15 protein-coding genes are annotated in these 16,611 nt (G+C 49.0%); 13 read left to right on the forward strand and 2 right to left on the reverse strand.

The features are described 5' to 3' along the window. The first annotated feature begins 132 nt into the window (after positions 1 to 132). The 9 genes from miaB to HNR77_RS02420 all read left to right on the forward strand — a co-directional run bounded on the left by miaB (position 133) and on the right by HNR77_RS02420 (position 9,169). On the forward strand, positions 133 to 1,689 hold the full coding sequence (gene miaB, locus HNR77_RS02380; RefSeq protein WP_184180355.1) for a tRNA (N6-isopentenyl adenosine(37)-C2)-methylthiotransferase MiaB: 1,557 nt from the start codon (positions 133 to 135) through the stop codon (positions 1,687 to 1,689). Between the two features lie 563 nt (positions 1,690 to 2,252). Further along, on the forward strand, positions 2,253 to 2,666 hold the full coding sequence (locus tag HNR77_RS02385; RefSeq protein WP_221443664.1) for a YlbF/YmcA family competence regulator: 414 nt from the start codon (positions 2,253 to 2,255) through the stop codon (positions 2,664 to 2,666). 284 nt (positions 2,667 to 2,950) lie between these two features. After that, entirely contained in the window at positions 2,951 to 3,355 is a 405-nt protein-coding gene (locus tag HNR77_RS02390) for a PaaI family thioesterase (protein ID WP_184180359.1), read from the forward strand. Between the two features lie 132 nt (positions 3,356 to 3,487). Continuing rightward, a complete protein-coding gene (locus tag HNR77_RS02395; RefSeq protein WP_184180483.1) occupies positions 3,488 to 4,249 on the forward strand; it encodes an NUDIX hydrolase in 762 nt (253 codons plus the stop codon). Positions 4,250 to 4,297: 48 nt separating this feature from the next. After that, positions 4,298 to 4,855 carry a cysteine hydrolase family protein gene (locus HNR77_RS02400; RefSeq protein ID WP_145402742.1) on the forward strand — a complete coding sequence of 186 codons (558 nt, stop codon included), beginning with the start codon at positions 4,298 to 4,300 and terminating at the stop codon, positions 4,853 to 4,855. A 91-nt stretch (positions 4,856 to 4,946) separates the two neighbouring features. Beyond that, on the forward strand, positions 4,947 to 6,401 hold the full coding sequence (locus tag HNR77_RS02405; protein WP_184180361.1) for a nicotinate phosphoribosyltransferase: 1,455 nt from the start codon (positions 4,947 to 4,949) through the stop codon (positions 6,399 to 6,401). A gap of 359 nt (positions 6,402 to 6,760) precedes the next feature. Next, positions 6,761 to 7,438 carry a hypothetical protein gene (locus tag HNR77_RS02410; RefSeq protein ID WP_184180363.1) on the forward strand — a complete coding sequence of 226 codons (678 nt, stop codon included), beginning with the start codon at positions 6,761 to 6,763 and terminating at the stop codon, positions 7,436 to 7,438. 13 nt (positions 7,439 to 7,451) lie between these two features. Further along, positions 7,452 to 8,459, forward strand: coding sequence for an oxidoreductase (locus HNR77_RS02415; RefSeq protein ID WP_184180365.1), 1,008 nt, complete (start codon positions 7,452 to 7,454; stop codon positions 8,457 to 8,459). A 95-nt stretch (positions 8,460 to 8,554) separates the two neighbouring features. After that, the gene (locus HNR77_RS02420; RefSeq protein WP_184180367.1) at positions 8,555 to 9,169 is read left to right on the forward strand and encodes a hypothetical protein; all 615 of its coding nucleotides are present in this window, start codon (positions 8,555 to 8,557) and stop codon (positions 9,167 to 9,169) included. A 22-nt stretch (positions 9,170 to 9,191) separates the two neighbouring features. Here HNR77_RS02420 and HNR77_RS02425 read toward each other — a convergent pair whose 3' ends face one another. Beyond that, the gene (locus HNR77_RS02425) at positions 9,192 to 9,710 is read right to left on the reverse strand and encodes a MogA/MoaB family molybdenum cofactor biosynthesis protein (protein WP_184180369.1); all 519 of its coding nucleotides are present in this window, start codon (positions 9,708 to 9,710) and stop codon (positions 9,192 to 9,194) included. Positions 9,711 to 9,896: 186 nt separating this feature from the next. Here HNR77_RS02425 and HNR77_RS02430 point away from each other — a divergent pair, with 186 nt between their 5' ends. From HNR77_RS02430 to HNR77_RS02445, 4 genes are all read left to right on the forward strand, one after another. Then, positions 9,897 to 10,982 carry a CobW family GTP-binding protein gene (locus HNR77_RS02430; RefSeq protein ID WP_184180370.1) on the forward strand — a complete coding sequence of 362 codons (1,086 nt, stop codon included), beginning with the start codon at positions 9,897 to 9,899 and terminating at the stop codon, positions 10,980 to 10,982. Positions 10,983 to 11,174: 192 nt separating this feature from the next. After that, positions 11,175 to 11,510, forward strand: coding sequence for a four-helix bundle copper-binding protein (locus tag HNR77_RS02435; protein ID WP_184180373.1), 336 nt, complete (start codon positions 11,175 to 11,177; stop codon positions 11,508 to 11,510). Positions 11,511 to 11,965: 455 nt separating this feature from the next. After that, positions 11,966 to 13,672 (forward strand): arginine--tRNA ligase, encoded by a 1,707-nt coding sequence (gene argS / locus HNR77_RS02440; RefSeq protein WP_397365960.1) that lies wholly within the window; start codon positions 11,966 to 11,968, stop codon positions 13,670 to 13,672. 128 nt (positions 13,673 to 13,800) lie between these two features. After that, on the forward strand, positions 13,801 to 14,355 hold the full coding sequence (locus HNR77_RS02445; protein ID WP_184180375.1) for a hypothetical protein: 555 nt from the start codon (positions 13,801 to 13,803) through the stop codon (positions 14,353 to 14,355). Between the two features lie 156 nt (positions 14,356 to 14,511). On the opposite strand, the gene HNR77_RS02450 is transcribed toward HNR77_RS02445, so the two are convergent. Then, positions 14,512 to 16,605: an ABC transporter ATP-binding protein gene (locus HNR77_RS02450; RefSeq protein WP_184180377.1), complete on the reverse strand. Its 2,094-nt coding sequence runs from the start codon at positions 16,603 to 16,605 to the stop codon at positions 14,512 to 14,514. Between the last annotated feature and the right edge of the window lie 6 nt (positions 16,606 to 16,611).

Genomic DNA, 16,611 nt, shown 5'->3' on the forward strand with positions numbered 1-16,611 from the left:
TGGAACTGCAGCCCAATTCATGTTATAATTTGCTGTAATGCTCTTTTGATGCATGAGAATTGAAATGCTTGCAAAACAATGAAGAATTGAACGCTTTTTATGAATAGAGGCTGTAAGGAGTGACCGAAGGAAATGGCTAAAGACTCAAAAAAGGATTACTCCCAATATTTTGATTTCTCCGATGCCAAAGTAATTTCGCAAGATGAATTCAGCAAAAAAATTAGAATTCGTGGCCGTGAGATTAATATCAAGGCGGAACCGAACCATCGACAGGAGAAACAAAGGGGCAAGGAAGATATCCAGGTTCTGTATGACACTGCGGTTCCTGATGAACTCAGGTCCATCGGAAAGGGCAAGCATTATATCGTGTATACCTATGGATGTCAGATGAACGAGCATGACTCGGAGACGATTAAGGGCCTGCTCGAAACGATGGGGTATGAAGCGACAGAGGATCGTAAAGAGGCGGATATTATTCTGCTTAACACTTGCGCAATTCGTGAGAATGCAGAGGACAAGGTGTTTGGCGAGCTGGGTCATCTGAAAACGCTGAAGCTTGAAAACCCGGGCCTGCTGCTCGGAGTATGCGGATGTATGTCTCAGGAAGAAGGTGTCGTTAACCGGATCATGCAGAAGCATGGTTTTGTTGATATGATCTTTGGTACACACAATGTACACCGACTGCCACATCTGATTCAGGAAGCAATCTTCAGCAAAGAGATGGTTGTTGAGGTATGGTCCAAGGAAGGCGACATTATCGAGAACCTGCCGAAAAAACGTGAAGGCATGCGCGGCTGGGTGAACATTATGTACGGCTGCGACAAGTTCTGTACATACTGCATTGTGCCGTTTACCCGGGGTAAGGAGCGCAGCCGCCGTCCAGAGGACGTTATTGCGGAAGTGAGAGAGCTTGCCAGACAAGGCTTCAAGGAGATCACACTGCTGGGTCAGAATGTGAATGCGTATGGCAAGGACTTCACAGATCTGAAGTACAGCTTCGGTGACCTGATGGATGATATTCGCAAAATAGATATACCGCGTGTGCGCTTTACAACAAGCCACCCGCGTGACTTCGATGATCATCTGATTGAAGTGCTTGCCAAGGGTGGCAATCTGGTGGAGCACATCCACCTGCCGGTACAATCGGGCAGCACAGAAGTGCTTAAACGTATGAGCCGGAAGTATACGCGGGAACACTATCTGAATCTGGCAGCGAAGATCAAAGCGGCTATTCCGGACGTTGTTTTGACGACTGATTTCATCGTGGGCTTCCCTGGTGAAACGGATGAGCAATTTGAGGATACTCTTTCACTTGTACGTGAAGTTGGTTATGATTTTGCATATACGTACATCTATTCTCCACGTGAAGGCACACCTGCAGCGGTGATGGAGGATAATGTTCCGATGGAAGTGAAGAAGGAACGTCTGAAACGCCTGAACGAAACGATCAACGAATACAGCCACCGCAGTAATGAACAGCAGCGCGGCAAAATTGTTGAGGTGCTCGTAGAAGGTGAGAGCAAACGAAACTCGTCCGTTCTGGCTGGACGTACGCGCACCAACAAGCTGGTGCATTTTGAAGGGCCTAAAGAATTGATCGGTACGTTTGTGCAGGTGGAAATTACCGACCCGATGACGTTTTATATTCGCGGCAATTTGCTTACCGAACCCGTAGCCGCTAATCAGTAGGAAGAGAGCCGACTATAGGAGCGGGCACCAAAGCCGAAGAAATACTAAAACTCACCGAACAGGATGAGAGTTCAGGTTAAATCTCAGGTATGGACATCGGCTTGCTGTAGCGGAGGTCGGAATCGATTCTGAAGAAGCGAAGCGTTCGCCTTTATCCGCGGATTTTCCCCTTTGAGAAGGGAATCAGAAAAATCCGGGGATAACAGCGATCGGAAGAACGATCCGAACCCGAGCGTCTACCCAAGCCGTACTATACAAAACTCACCGAACAGGATGAGAGTTTCAGGTTAAATATCAGGTTTGGACTTTGGCTTGCTGTAGCGGAGGGTCGGAATCGATTCTGAAGAAGCGAAGCGTGCGCCTTTATCCGCGGATTTTCCCCTTTGAGAAGGGGATCAGAAAAATTCGGGGATAACAGCGATCGGAAGAACGATCCGAACCCGGAGCGTCTACCCAAGCCGAAGTCCAAACAAAGGGTTTAACCGCATTCTCATCTTATATCATCTCATACGAATGGAGCGATCTCAGTGGCGCAGGAAGAAGTGCAGTACAACCATTATGGAATGCCTACCTACGATACGCGCAATCTGGTTATACGCGACGACATTATGGGAAAGGCCAAAGAACTGGCGGACATGCTCGGAACGAGCGAGGAAGTGAAGCAGTTCCAGCAGGCGGAGGCCAAAATTCGAGATCATGAGCGCATTCAGCAATTGATTGCAACGATCAAGAAAAAGCAGAAGGAAATTGTTGCTTTTGAAAGCTTCAACAATAGTGCGATGGTTAGCAAAATTGAGCAGGAAATTGATGACTTGCAAAACGAACTGGATAGCATTCCTTTAGTGACTGAATTCCAGCAAAGTCAAAGTGATATCAATTATCTGCTTCAGCTTGTCATTTCTGTCATTCGGGATACAGTATCCGAAAAAGTCAATGTCGAAGCCGGAACGGATTCACCTCCAACCAGCTGCGGTTAAAAGAACGGAAGGGTGCGGACGTAGTCCGCGCCTTTTTTGACATCGGCGTGCCCAGCTAAGCACGCATCAGGTAAACTAATCGAGTTACAGGTACGGAGCGGCGATCATCTGCACACATCAGAAAGATTGAAGGGTCATGCTCCACGCTGTGGGGTTATTTGGTCTTGGGTACGTGTGGCGCATGCAGAGGCATACAGTACATGTGAACAGCACACGTATTAACGAATAAATATAATGACAACTAGAGCTGGTCAGACAACAAGCGGCAAAAGGAGAAATGAAACATGAGCATTTTGGACAAAATGGTGAAAGACGGAGACGGTCGTTTTTGGGGATTTCTTGGATGTCGTTATATTAAAGGCAGTAGCCGAGAGGTTCAGATTGCGCTCACAGCGGGAGAGCATCATACCAATTCGATGGGCATCATTCATGGTGGTGTGCTGACCTCATTGATGGATCAGGCGATGGGAATGGTCGCCACAGCAGCAATGGAGGTTGATGGTTGCGTAACAACTAACCTGAATGTGCATTTTCTTGCGCTGATGAGACAGGGTGAATTAATCGTAACGTCGAGTGTGCTGCATCAGGCAGGACGCAGCATCACAACTCAATCCGAGGTGCGGGATGAATCAGGAACGCTGGGATGTATGGCTACAGCAACATTCCGTGTAGCAAAACCGAGAGGTTGAAGACAGAAATTTGAATCATCGGTTGACAAAAGATATTATTATGTCATAATGAGATTATCAAAATGAAAATAGTCGGTGGTGCCCATGAGCGAAAATAACAAACATGTTAACACGGAACCAGATCAGGATGAAATGGAAGCACGAAACTACAGCTCCAAGAAATATCGCACCCCGGATGGGGTTCCAGCGGACATCGTTATGTTCACGCTGACGAAGAGGGAACGCAAGACGGTAACGAAAACCCTCCCGATTCGGGAGTTGAAGGTGATGTTAATTAAACGTAAGGGCTGGCCTTTTGCAGGGCGATGGGCATTGCCTGGCGGTTTTTGCCAAGAGAATGAGTCCATATACGGCGCAGCGAAGCGAGAATTGATGGAAGAAACCGGCATTGACGGTGGACACCTGGAGTATCTGAACGTGTATAGTCAACCGGGACGTGACCCAAGGGGCTGGATCATCTCACACGCGTTTTTCGCTCTTGTAGAGGAATGGATGCTTGAACACCGACAGGCAGCGGATGATGCCCAGGATGTCGGATTGTTTACCATTCAGGAAGCGCTGGAAGAGCTGGAGCTGGCTTTTGATCACAGAACGATCATTGAAGATGCGTACAGACGGATACAGCAGCAGATGCTGGAGACCACGATTGCGAGACAGTTTCTGCCACGTGATTTTACGTTAAGTGAATTATATCAGGTTATCCAGAGTGTGGTGCCGGATTTCGAAGAGCCTAATTTTATTCGTAAAATTACTTCTACACGCAGCCGTAAAGGCATTGTCGAGGAAGTGCGTGATGAGGAGGGCAATCTGGTCAGCTCCAATCAATACTCTCAGCGCCCGGCACAGCTGTACAGGTTTACCGAGCTTGTACCTCGTTTATCAATTTACACGTAAGACACGGAAAATGCATTCAACCATATTCAAACCAAGGGAGTGTGGACGATGAAAGCATTAATTGTTATTGATTTTACTCGGGATTTTGTTACAGGTGCGCTGCCTGTAGGTCAGCCTGCGGTTGATATTCAGGAGACGGTTGCGGCGATTACGGAGGCATACTGTAATAACAAAGACGAAGTCGTGATGGCTGTAGACCTGCATGAAGCCAATGATCCGTACCATCCGGAAACGGTGCTTTTCCCGCCTCATAACATTCGTGGTACGGAAGGCAGAGCGCTGTATGGTCGTTTGGCCGAGGTGATGGAGAAGCGCAAAAGCGAGATTCGGTGGATGGATAAAACGAGATACAGCGCGTTCTGCGGCACAGACCTGGAACTCAAGCTGCGTGAACGGGGCATTACCGATATTGCACTGATCGGGGTATGTACCGACATATGTGTGCTGCATACTGCTGTGGATGCCTATAACAAAGGATTTCATATTACGATTTATGAAGATGCCGTAGCGAGCTTTAACCCGGCAGGGCATGACTGGGCGCTTGGTCATTTCCGTTCCAGTATGGGTGCACAGGTGGTTAAGGCAAGTGAAACGATTTTGGCCTGATTCGTCAGCGAGTATTGCGGTGTAATCAGCTTTAAGCCCGTATTCAGGTATGGATCTGGAGAACGAGCGGAAGTCAGAGAGGATGAGACAAATGCAGACAACAAGCCTGGCTTTACATACGGATAAATATCAGATCAACATGATGTATGCGCACTGGGTTAATGGTACACATAAACGGAAGGCGGTATTTGAAGCCTATTTCCGCAAGCTTCCTTTTGGCAACGGATATGCCGTATTTGCCGGACTGGAGCGTATTGTGAATTATATCAGCCAGCTTCGCTTCACGATGGAGGACATCAAATTTTTATCCAAACAACAAGAGAATTATGATCCGGTCTTTCTGGAGGAATTGCTTCAGTTCTCGTTCCAGGGAACGATTCATTCCATGAAGGAAGGTGCAATTGTTTTTCCTGACGAACCGCTTATTCGGGTTGAAGGCACCATTATGGAGACACAACTGGTCGAGACGGCCATCCTGAACTTCATGAATTACCAGACACTCATCGCTACGAAGGCTTCCCGCATTAAACAGGTCGCACAGCAGGATACGCTGCTTGAGTTCGGAACACGCCGTGCACAAGAAGCGGATGCTGCGATCTGGGGCGCTCGTGCTTCATATGTTGCCGGATTCCATGCCACATCCAATATGCTGGCGGGTGAACAGTTTGGCATTCCGACAGCGGGCACACACGCACATTCCTGGGTGCAGAGCTTTATGACCGAGCAGGAGGCGTTTGATGCGTATGCAAGAGTGCTGCCCGATCAGGTGACGCTGCTGGTGGATACGTTTGATACACTGAACAGCGGTGTTCCTCATGCGATCAAAACAGCGAAATGGCTGGAGAGTCAGGGCAAAAAGATGAACGCCATTCGTCTGGATAGCGGTGACCTGGCTTATCTCTCTATTCAGGCTCGGCAGATGCTGGATGAAGCCGGACTGGATTATGTGAAAATCGTAGCCTCGAATGATCTCGATGAAAATACCATTTTCAACTTGAAAGCTCAAGGTGCTCGAATCGACACATGGGGTGTCGGTACACAATTGATTACCGCATCAGACCAGCCATCTTTGGGCGGTGTATACAAGCTGGTAGAGCGTGAAGTGAACGGCGAGATGCTGCCGACGCTGAAAATATCCGCCAATCCCGAGAAGGTATCCACTCCGGGTAAAAAAGAGGTTTTTCGGATCATCGATCCGAAGCACGGCAAGGCGATAGCAGATTATATCTGCTATCCGGGTGAAGAGCAGCCGCTTCAAGGCGGACCGCTCAAGCTGTTCAATCCGCTCCACCCTTACCTCAAAAAGACGGTTACCCGCTATGAAGCGGTGAATATGCTGGAGCCGATCTTTGTTAATGGTCGCAAAGTATATGAACTGCCTACGCTCGATGAAATTCGCGCATACCATAAGGAACAGCTAAACTTGTTCTGGCCGGAGTACCAACGGAAGCTGAACCCGGAGATTTATCGTGTGAACATCAGCCCGGCGGCATGGAATATGAAGCAGAAGCTGATTGCTGAACATGTGAAATCTAACGAAGAATAGATGAAAGAACGGATTTACAGCATACATCCAGAAGGCATAACCAGTGCAAACGAAGCCTGGCTTATGCCTTTTTCATATGAACCACGCTAGGCGATAAGTACAACACCTCTGCAACAATGACATGTGTGCAGCTTCATAGAGGTTCGAGGCAAGATGAGGTATATTATTTCTCGGGAAAGCGCAGGAAACGCCAAATACCGTCACATTCCGAAATACGTTGCCGATATGCTGAAATCCGCCAGATCATCTTGAAATATGCTTTTTAAAAGATGGAAGACGATGAACAGCTCCTTGTCCTTGAGATGATCCTGTTTCAATCTGCTGACAGCAGGGGATGAAAAGGGTGAGGAGGGATGTGTATGAGATACATGCTTTGGCTGCTTTGGCTTGCTTTTATCGTGTATGCACTGTTTATCGCGCCGGGAAATTCCCCGGGGAATGATCCGGTATTTAAGGAGCTGCTTACATTGCAAAGCAAGGAGCCTTGGCTACTGACCGTGTTTTCGTGGCTAGGTATATTCCCTGTCGTTTATGCCTGTCTTTTGCTGCGAAAATCAGTGAGGATCCGAGGGGCACGAGGTGGAAAACATGTTCCTGCTTGGCCTTTTGTCTTGTTTTCTTTCGGGCTGGGTGCATTTGCATTGCTGCCCTACTATGCGTGGACTTCCCCTTCGCGAACAGGGTCGGCTTATGAAGCAGGTGCTAGTGAACACTCGCCTTCTGTTGAACGCAACGAGACGGGCATTGCGCGAGTGGCCGCCAGCAGACTGACCCATCTGATACTGTTGTTATTAACGCTGGGTCTGGCTTTTTATGCCGTAAACCAGGGGAATCCAGAGCGTTATGCGGAAGCGTTCAATCAGTCCTCGTTTGTGCATATTATGACGATTGATTTTGGGGTACTAACGCTGTTGTCCACCCTTGCAATCTTTCGGGATGCCAGAGATAACAGGCGTACAGGTTACTGGGCCTGGTTAGGTCTGCTGCCGCTTGCGGGGCCATTGTTATATTTACTTACAGAATCTGAACAACAATAAGGAGAGGATACAGATGAAAGAGCAATTTCAAGCCTATGTGATTCGCAAACATGACCAAGAGGGAGTCACTGCCAGCATAGAGCAGCTGAAAAAGGAGGATCTTCCGAACGGTGATGTTACCGTGCAGGTGCACTATTCCAGTGTGAATTATAAAGATGGCCTCGCAATACTTGAAAAAGGCGGGGTTGTTCGTCAGTATCCGATGGTGCCTGGCATTGATCTGGTCGGAACGGTTGAAGAATCGGTAAGCGGAAGGTTTGCACCTGGTGATCGGGTGATTAGCACCGGTTTTGAACCCGGTGTATCTCATTATGGTGGCTACAGTGAATATGCCCGTTTGCAGAGTGAATGGCTGGTGCCTTTGCCGCAAGGCTTGAGTGAGCAGGAAGCGATGGCCATAGGAACAGCTGGCTTTACTGCAGCACTCTCAGTGGACGCCTTGATCCATGCGGGCATTACGCCGGAGATGGGCAAAATTCTGGTTACGGGAGCGACCGGCGGGGTGGGCAGTATGGCGATTGCCATTCTTTCCAAGCTTGGCTATGCGGTGACTGCAAGCACGGGGAAAAAGCAGCAGGAAGAGGCCCTTCTCCGCAGTCTGGGAGCAGCTGAAGTCATTTCACGTGAAGAAGCGGATGCACCGATCAAGGGAGCAATGGGTAAGCAGCAGTGGGCTGCTGTCGTTGATCCGACAGCAGGTCCGGCACTCGCAGAGCGATTGAAGCAGGTGCAATACGGAGGGGCAGTAGCGGTATCTGGTCTAACCGGAGGCAGTGGTTTTGAGTCGACGGTATTTCCGTTTATTTTGCGCGGCATTCAGCTGATCGGGATTGACTCTGTATACTGTCCAATGGCAAGGAGAGAACGAATCTGGACCAAGCTGGGTGGAGAATGGAAACCGGATCAGGCGCTTGCACTGGGTGTTCAGGAGATTACATTGGAGCAGCTGCCGCATACTTTGGAGAACATATTAAAGGGTGGGGCAGTCGGTCGTACCGTTGTGCGAATCTGCTCGGAATAGTTTCTTTGGAATAAAATGTTTATCTCTTAGACATGCTAACTCTACCTGAGAGAGTCACGCTGCTGTGGCTTATGGAAAGGGAGATGTGCATGTTTTTGAGTATGGATAGCAATGGCAGTCAAAATCGAAAAGCAGGAAAAGACCAAAAAGTGAAGACGGGCAGGCTGGGTCTAGCGTGGCTTAATGTAACACGGATCATGTTCATTGGTGGAGTTGTGGTGCTCTGCGCAGCCTCTTTGACCGCTTGCACAACATCGTCCATTGAACAGGAGCGAAAGCTGTATAATGGTCAAGCAACCACGGAAGGTAATTTTCGAGCCAAACAGCAGGGTCATGGTTTAAACGGTGCATTAGCACGGGAACTGACAGCAGGTTTCGATGCGAAACACATTAAACTGATGAATAACATGTTTGAAGATGATGGCGATGGCGGCATGACCTACATGTATTTATTAAACGGCAGTGCAAGGCATATCATCAAAGTGCATATCTATCGCGATGCTCAAACCAGGGCTGCACGCATGGAGGAAATGTATGGCGAGCGCCGAGATCATGCGGTTCTGGAAAATGCACTGGGCAAAACCACAATTCGCAGCCAAGGACATGTATCCTTTGTTTATACGGCTTCCGGCGGAGAGAAAGATGTGTATGAACGGGATGTCATGCAGGTTTTTGGGCAGGTGCTTGATCAATTAGGCCAAAATAAATAAAATGACAAACCCGTCTGAAACATCAGACGGGTTTGTATATTTCACGCATGACATGGCGCAGCTCTGGCAAAATTATGCGTTCCATCGCCAGTTTGACGGCCCCGCGGGAGCCTGGCATGGAAAATACAGCTGTCCGACCAATCGTTCCCGCAACAGCCCGGCTCAGAATAGCGGCAGAACCGATATCCTCCGTAAAGCTCAGGTATCGGAAAATCTCTCCAAACCCCGGCAGCTCCTTGTCCAGCAACGAAGATACGGCCTCGTATGTAGTGTCTCGGGGAGCAATGCCTGTCCCGCCGCTTAACAGCACGGCTTCAATATCCTCTCGTACAGAAGCGTTCTGCAAAATGCTTTGAATTCGCTCTGTCTCATCCGGCGTAATGATGTACTCCACTACGTGATAACCGGATTCCTGCAAAAGCTGGTGCATCAGCTGACCGCTGGTATCGGTTTCTTTGGTGCGTGTGTCCGAGACAGTAACAATCATGCAGGCTACCGTTGGCGGAGCCTCCTGTCTGTGCTGTTCGACTGAATTGGTCATCTCGTAACCTCCTTGAATACACATGTCCTCATAGCATAGACCATTCAGGTGAATCAGGCAATGGAGTACTGCAGATGGGCGATTGGAACGAGCATATTGCAGAACATTTGACGGATAGTGTACACTCGCTAGATAGAGTAAGCTCAGATTCAGAATTTTGATGATTGACAGAAGGGTGTGTAAAGAATGAATACGATCGTAGAAAAAGAACAAAGCATTCCTGTATATATATTGTCAGGCTTTTTGGGAAGCGGCAAAACGACGTTGCTCGTAAAACTCATCGAACACTGGAAACAGCAGAACCTGCGGCCCGCTGTCGTAATGAACGAGCTGGGTGAGGTAAATCTGGATGGTCAGATCGTGGATGAAACTGTCCCGATGACAGAAATGCTGGGTGGCTGTATCTGCTGCACGGTGCGTGGCGATCTGGGACTTCAGCTGGCTGATCTTGTTCAAGAGGAGTCGCCGGATGTCATTGTCATTGAAGCGACAGGCGCAGCGAATCCGATGGAGATTCTGGATGCTGTAACCGAAACTTCGCTGTACATGCGTCTGGAACTGAAAAGTTTGATCACCGTGGTAGACGCGGCTCATCTGTCAGGCTTGTACTCGGAGCAGAAGGGCAAAACCTTCAAGCTGATGCAAGAGCAGATTCGCTGTGCATCCGTGCTGCTGCTGAATAAAACGGATCGTGTACAGGCACAGGAGCTTCAGGAGCTGGAGCAGCTGTTGAACAAGTGGAATGGCTTTGCCCCCGTCATTCCTACGATCAGATGTGAAGTGAATGTGGAGCATTTGCTTCATAGCGGTACTGACGTTCACATCCAGCAGTCCGCCGAAGCGGGTGGTGCGTCCGAATCAGAACATGCAGCCAAGTCTCATGTGCATACAGAAGCTTGCCATACGCATGGATGCAGCCATAACCATGACCATGCAGAAGGGCATCTCCATGAGCATTCCTCCAAGCCGCATACTTCACACGAACATGTGATGGTTTACACGCATTATTTTAAGGAGCCAGTGAACAGTGAGGCTTTTGAACAGTTTGTGGCGGCCCTGCCACGTGACATCTACCGGGCGAAGGGCATATTATCGTTTAGCGATACGGCCAGCCGTTTCTGGTTCCAGTATGCATACCGTGAGTCCGATTACATGAAAATTACACCACAGGGTGATGTACCGAATGTTGCCGTGTTTATCGGTGAACATTTTGATCAGACACGTATTCGAGAGCAATTGCTGGAACTGGAAGCCGTAAGTATCAACGAATAAGCTAAGGGATCTGAACCGCGAATGCTCTAAAATAAAACGACAAAAATGGCTAATTAATGGTGTTAAGAAAGCTCTAAAACAACTGCGATATAAACGCTTTCAAAAAAACGTCCTAGTAAAACTTATGGTTCAAAGTTCCTCCGTATTGGGTATTAGGAAGCATAGCAAACTTTGCCTGGGAGGTAACTTTAAATGACACAACAACAATACCAACAATGTATCGATGCTTGCCTGGAGTGCATGAATGCCTGCAACGTATGTTACATATCCAGCCTGAAAGAATATGATCTGGCGATGCTGCGTGATTGCATTCGTGTGAACCGCGAATGTGCAGATATCTGTGCATTTGCTGCACAGGCGATGACACGCGGCAGTGATTTTATCGGTGAGATCTGTGAGTTGTGTGTGAAGGCATGTGAAGCCTGCGCAGCAGTATGTGGAAAACATGAGCATGATCATTGTCAAGCCTGTGCGGAAGCGTGCCGTAAATGTGCGGAAGCTTGCCGTTTAATGGCTGCTGTGGCCTAATCTTTATTTTAAAACGTACTGGCTCCTGCCAATGAGCAGCATACAGGTTGCCAAGGCAGACCAGGATATGTATAATGATGTGAAATGAATGCAATACAGCAATATCAGTGATCGGGAGAGTAGCCCAGATTCAACCAGACAGCGAGCCGGGGCAGGTGTAAGCCGGTATGGGATGAAATGAGTGAACCGCACCCGTGAGATGGTTATCCGAAGCCGTATATGTTCTCCGAGAGCAGAGATCTATGGACCCTGAGGGTAATCCCGGCATGCAGCCGTTATTTGCACCGAGCGGATCAGTTATACTTGGCATGCAGCCTTATGCAATTCAGGTGACTGTTCACTTAGAGTGGTACCGCGGGAACTGTTCACACAGCTCTCGTCTCTTGTTGAAGAGACGAGAGCTTTTTTGCGTCTAGCGTTGGGAGCATGACAAAACTGGAGAAGGAGTGTTTGATGTGTTGATGAAACAGGCAGCAGCCCGGATTGCACCGTTGACCGGGCTTGCTCAGGAAGACGTGCTAAAACTAATGGAGGTACCTCCGCAGGAGGTGATGGGAGATGTGGCATTTCCCTGTTTTGTTCTGGCCAAAACACTCAAGAAAGCACCAGCTGTTATTGCCAGTGATGTTGCAGGGGCATTGCAAGGCGAAGGTCTGCACGCCGAAGCTGCGGGGCCTTATGTCAATATTCGTTTTGACCGGGATGTATATGCTGCACAAATGCTTGAAGAACTGGGCAGCGAGACTTTTGGAAAATTGCAGCTGGGTCAAGGAAAACGTGTTGTAATCGATATGTCTTCGCCTAACATTGCCAAACCTTTCGGCATCGGGCATCTGCGCTCAACCGTTATTGGTGCAGCATTGTACCGTCTCTATAACGAGGCAGGCTATACATCGGTCAGTGTGAATCATCTGGGGGACTGGGGAACCCAGTTTGGCAAGCAGATTGCAGCGTATAAGCGGTGGGGGAGCGAGGAAGTACTGCAGGCTGATCCGATCCGCAACTCGCTTGAGCTGTATGTCCGTTTTCATGACGAGGCAGAGCAGGACCCTACCCTGGAGATCGAGGCACGGGACTGGTTTCGCAAGCTGGAGCAGGGTGATGAAGAAGCACAGCGCTTATGGTCCTTTTTTGTGAAGGTGAGTATGCAGGAATTTAACCGGATGTATGAGCGTTTGAATGTGACATTTGACCATACATTGGGCGAGAGCTTCTACAATGACAAGATGGGTGCGGTAGTTGAGGAGCTTCAAGCCAAGGGGCTGCTGGAGGAAAGTGATGGCGCACTCGTCGTAAGGCTGGATGAAGAGAACATGCCGCCTTGTCTTATTATCAAGAAGGATGGAACAACGATCTATCCTACCCGTGATTTGGCGACAGCGATTTATCGTCATGATGTGATGCAGGCGGATAGGTTGGTATACGTGGTTGGCGGGGAGCAGAAGCTTCATTTCAACCAGGTGTTTACGGTATTGTCCAAAATGGGTCACGAATGGGCAGCAAAATGTGAACATATTCCGTTTGGGTTGATGCGGTTTGAAGGACGCAAGATGTCAACACGCCGGGGCAAGGTGATCTTTTTACAGGAAGTACTGGATGAAGCCGCTGCTCGTGCCCTGCAGATTATACAGGAGAAAAATCCGAATCTGGAGCACCCTGAACAGGTGGCCGAGGCGGTGGGTGTCGGGGCTATCGTCTTTGGGGATTTGCGTAACAACCGGCTGAACGACGTTGACTTCTCCTTGGAGGATGCCGTGAGTTTTGAAGGGGAGACCGGGCCTTATGTGCAGTATACGCATGCGCGGATTCAAAGTGTGCTCGCTAAAGCTGCGGAGACAGGTTCACAGGATTGTTCCGGGACACAGGAAGGTGCAGAGAACAGCAGTGGGGCTATAGCAGGCGATACCTCATGGTCACTGCTGAAATTACTATGTGATTATCCGGCTTATCTGGAAAAAGCAGTACTTCGCAGCGAGCCTTCCGTTATTGCCAAATATACGATTGACGTTGCTCAAGCCTTTAACCGCTTCTATCACGCGGAGCGGATTGCAGATGCAGCACCTCATGTGAAAAGTTTCCGGGTGAAGCTGGCGGAATATACGGCAGAACGTCTGGCGTACAACTTGTCTTTACTTGGCGTGCAGGCTCCCGAGCGGATGTGATGTGCAGAGAGGGGAAGTGCGAGGTTAAACGCTTCCCGCTTCCGGCAGCTTGAATGTTGAGTTCTGTTTGGGTACGATAGAGGCAGAATAAACATTTATGAGGAACGGATGGAAAGGAGCGCTCGCCTATGCAAAACACCGATTTCCAGAATGGCCTCATGCTGGACAGCGAACACTCCAGAGAACTGTTTGCTTACTATGGCTTGGCTGTATATTATGGACAAGCGCTGGAACAGCAGCTGGTTAATCTCATTCTGCTAACCAAAATGTCTCAGGGCAAAGTGGTGACGGAGGAAGAGTTAGAAGAACTGTATGAACGGAAGATGAGCAGCTCTTTGGGACAGCTGATTCATGAGGCACGTCATCATTTTACGTTCTCGGAAGAGGAAACGGACAGGCTGAATGAATTGTGGCAGCAGCGCAATCGGATCGTGCATCATTATTTCAAGGAACGTATTCATGAAACCTTCAGTCCGGAGGGCCGCTCACGTATGATCAAGGAACTGGATGACTTCAAGGAACGGGCTCAGGAACTGGAGATCACCCTCCAGCAGTATACAGGTGCCTGGATTGCAGAACTGGGTCTGAATGCTGAATCGGCAGCTGCATGGGCTGCCCTGGAACGCATGCATGCTGCGAATCTGGAGGAGCAGGAACAGGAACGGAGTCTGGATGAGCCATAATGGAACGAAGTCATGCTCTTAGGCCGGGCAGTACACTTCGATGAAAAGTAGATATTTCGGGGTATACCAAAAACCCGTTCTGACAGTATGCGGAAGGCTGCTGCACAGAACGGGTTTGTTGTATTTATTCAAATGGATGTGTGCAGGCAGGGTAGGTTAAGCCTTCCCTCCTGCGAGCGATGCCGAGGCTGTACCGAAGGAGTTCACGGATTGAGCCGACTCGTCAATGACGGTTTCACCTTGAGCACCTTGCTGTAATTGATACATCTGGTAATATCGGCCTTTGAGCTCCATCAGTTCATGATGTGCACCTTGCTCCACAATTCTGCCGCGATGCAGAACGAGAATTTGATCCGCGGAGCGAATGGTTGACAGACGGTGAGCGATGATGAAGGTGGTACGTCCTTTTTTGAGGACCTCCAGTGCGTTCTGAATCAATGCTTCCGTCTCCGTATCAATGTTGGCGGTGGCTTCATCCAGAATAAGAATTGCCGGATCAAAGGCCAGTGCGCGAGCAAACGAGATCAGCTGCCGTTGTCCGGCAGATAACGTCGCGCCTTTCTCGACAACCGGCTCGTCAAAGCCCTGCGGCAGATGAGCCAGAATTCGTTCAGCACCCACATCACGAAGTGCCTGTTCAATGCGGTCACGAGAGATCTTTTCGTCACCCAGATTGACGTTGGAAGCGATCGTGCCTGTGAAGAGATACGGGTCCTGCAGCACAATGCCCATATGCTCCCGAATCCACTGTTTTGGCAGTTCCTTGACATTTTGCCCGTCAATCGTAATCTTGCCTTTTTGCGGATCATAGAACCGGAAGAGCAGGTTGATGATGGAGCTTTTGCCTGAACCGGTATGACCGACCAGAGCCACTGTCTGCCCTTGCGATGCCTTGAACGAAATGTTGTTCAGCACATAGTCCTTTTTATATGCAAATGATACATCGTCAAACACGACATTCCCTTTATATCTTGGCATAGAGCCATCCGTCACGGGTTCTCCCTTTTCGTCCATCAGCTCAAACACACGTCCGGCGGAGACCAGAGAGGAATCCAGATTCGCAAGCTGGTTCACCATGCCGATGATCGGCTGGAACAACCGACCGAGAACATCGACAAAGGCATAGAGTACACCAAGTGAGATGATGCTTGTGCCCGTGATGGCACCTGTCCCGAAGTACCACAGAACCACCGCAAAGGCGATATTCCGCAGGACATTAACGAGGTTATGGGAGGTAAAGGCGTTCAGGTTGAGCATTTTGTTCTGATGTTTCATATAATCTGCATTCAGTTCTTCGAATTCCTGACGGGTTTGCTTCTGGCGCCGGAAGACACGAATGATGGACATGCCCTGAATGGATTCGTTAATGATGGCATTGATCTCACTCAGTCGTGAGCGAATGATTGTGTTGTATCGCGTAGCAAATTTGCGATAGAGCACAATCCATGCAATCAGCATCGGCACAACAAACAGCGATATCAGACCCAGGCGAACATCGAGCAGGAACAGAGCGATATATACCCCTGTAATCGTAATGATGCCTGAGAAAAAGTTGGATAACACGGCGACAAAAAGATCTTTGACCGCCTCGGTATCATTTGTAACGCGTGATACCACCTTACCTGCGGGCAGATTATCAAAAAAGTTCACTGGCAGCCGCTGAATGTGTGCGTACACATCATTGCGAAGCCGCTGAATGACCTTGTTGGCAGAGGATTGCAGCCAGAAGGTTTTACCAAACTCCATAATAATGGAGATCACAAGAAAGATCAGGTAATACACAATCAATTGATAGATGCCCGGCATCTCGGGTTTGTAGAAAGCAAACAGTTCACCAGCGGACAGCGGAGCAGCCGCGTACTGCCCAACGACTTCACCTGAGCGGGTCACGGTTAACGTTCCGTTTGCATAGGTGCGGTCGCCGTCAGGAGCGCTGACAGGCTCGTTTACAAAATAAAAGCTTTTACCGGCTTGCAGCACCCGCACCTCGGCTCCTTTGTTTTCGTCGGGTGCAAACAAACCTTCACGTTTATAAAGTTTTCCTTGATAGACCGCAGCATCCTTGGAAGATGCAGTCTCATAGAATGGCTGCTCAATGGCGAGCAGATGATTATCAATCATGGATTTGGCGATAAAGGGGCCGGCAAGTTCTGCCGCAACACCAATCGTCAGCATGATCAAGGCAGCGATAAATGTGCCTTTGGCTTTCAAGGCATACTGAAGCAGCCTTTTACCTGTATTAGACTTCAATGCGTT

This window comes from Paenibacillus sp. JGP012 (assembly GCF_014203995.1).
GTDB classification, from domain to species: Bacteria; Bacillota; Bacilli; order Paenibacillales; family Paenibacillaceae; genus Paenibacillus; species Paenibacillus silvae.

Bases quoted from the DNA above. Each gene is read 5' to 3' on its own strand.
- HNR77_RS02395 (WP_184180483.1), top strand. From the start codon at position 3,488: ATGGAAGCACGAAACTACAGCTCCAAGAAATATCGCACCCCGGATGGG.
- miaB (WP_184180355.1), top strand. From the start codon at position 133: ATGGCTAAAGACTCAAAAAAGGATTACTCCCAATATTTTGATTTCTCC.
- HNR77_RS02430 (WP_184180370.1), top strand. From the start codon at position 9,897: ATGAATACGATCGTAGAAAAAGAACAAAGCATTCCTGTATATATATTG.
- HNR77_RS02390 (WP_184180359.1), top strand. From the start codon at position 2,951: ATGAGCATTTTGGACAAAATGGTGAAAGACGGAGACGGTCGTTTTTGG.
- HNR77_RS02415 (WP_184180365.1), top strand. From the start codon at position 7,452: ATGAAAGAGCAATTTCAAGCCTATGTGATTCGCAAACATGACCAAGAG.
- HNR77_RS02400 (WP_145402742.1), top strand. From the start codon at position 4,298: ATGAAAGCATTAATTGTTATTGATTTTACTCGGGATTTTGTTACAGGT.
- HNR77_RS02410 (WP_184180363.1), top strand. From the start codon at position 6,761: ATGAGATACATGCTTTGGCTGCTTTGGCTTGCTTTTATCGTGTATGCA.
- HNR77_RS02445 (WP_184180375.1), top strand. From the start codon at position 13,801: ATGCAAAACACCGATTTCCAGAATGGCCTCATGCTGGACAGCGAACAC.
- HNR77_RS02435 (WP_184180373.1), top strand. From the start codon at position 11,175: ATGACACAACAACAATACCAACAATGTATCGATGCTTGCCTGGAGTGC.
- HNR77_RS02425 (WP_184180369.1), bottom strand. From the start codon at position 9,710: ATGACCAATTCAGTCGAACAGCACAGACAGGAGGCTCCGCCAACGGTA.
- HNR77_RS02385 (WP_221443664.1), top strand. From the start codon at position 2,253: ATGCCTACCTACGATACGCGCAATCTGGTTATACGCGACGACATTATG.
- HNR77_RS02405 (WP_184180361.1), top strand. From the start codon at position 4,947: ATGCAGACAACAAGCCTGGCTTTACATACGGATAAATATCAGATCAAC.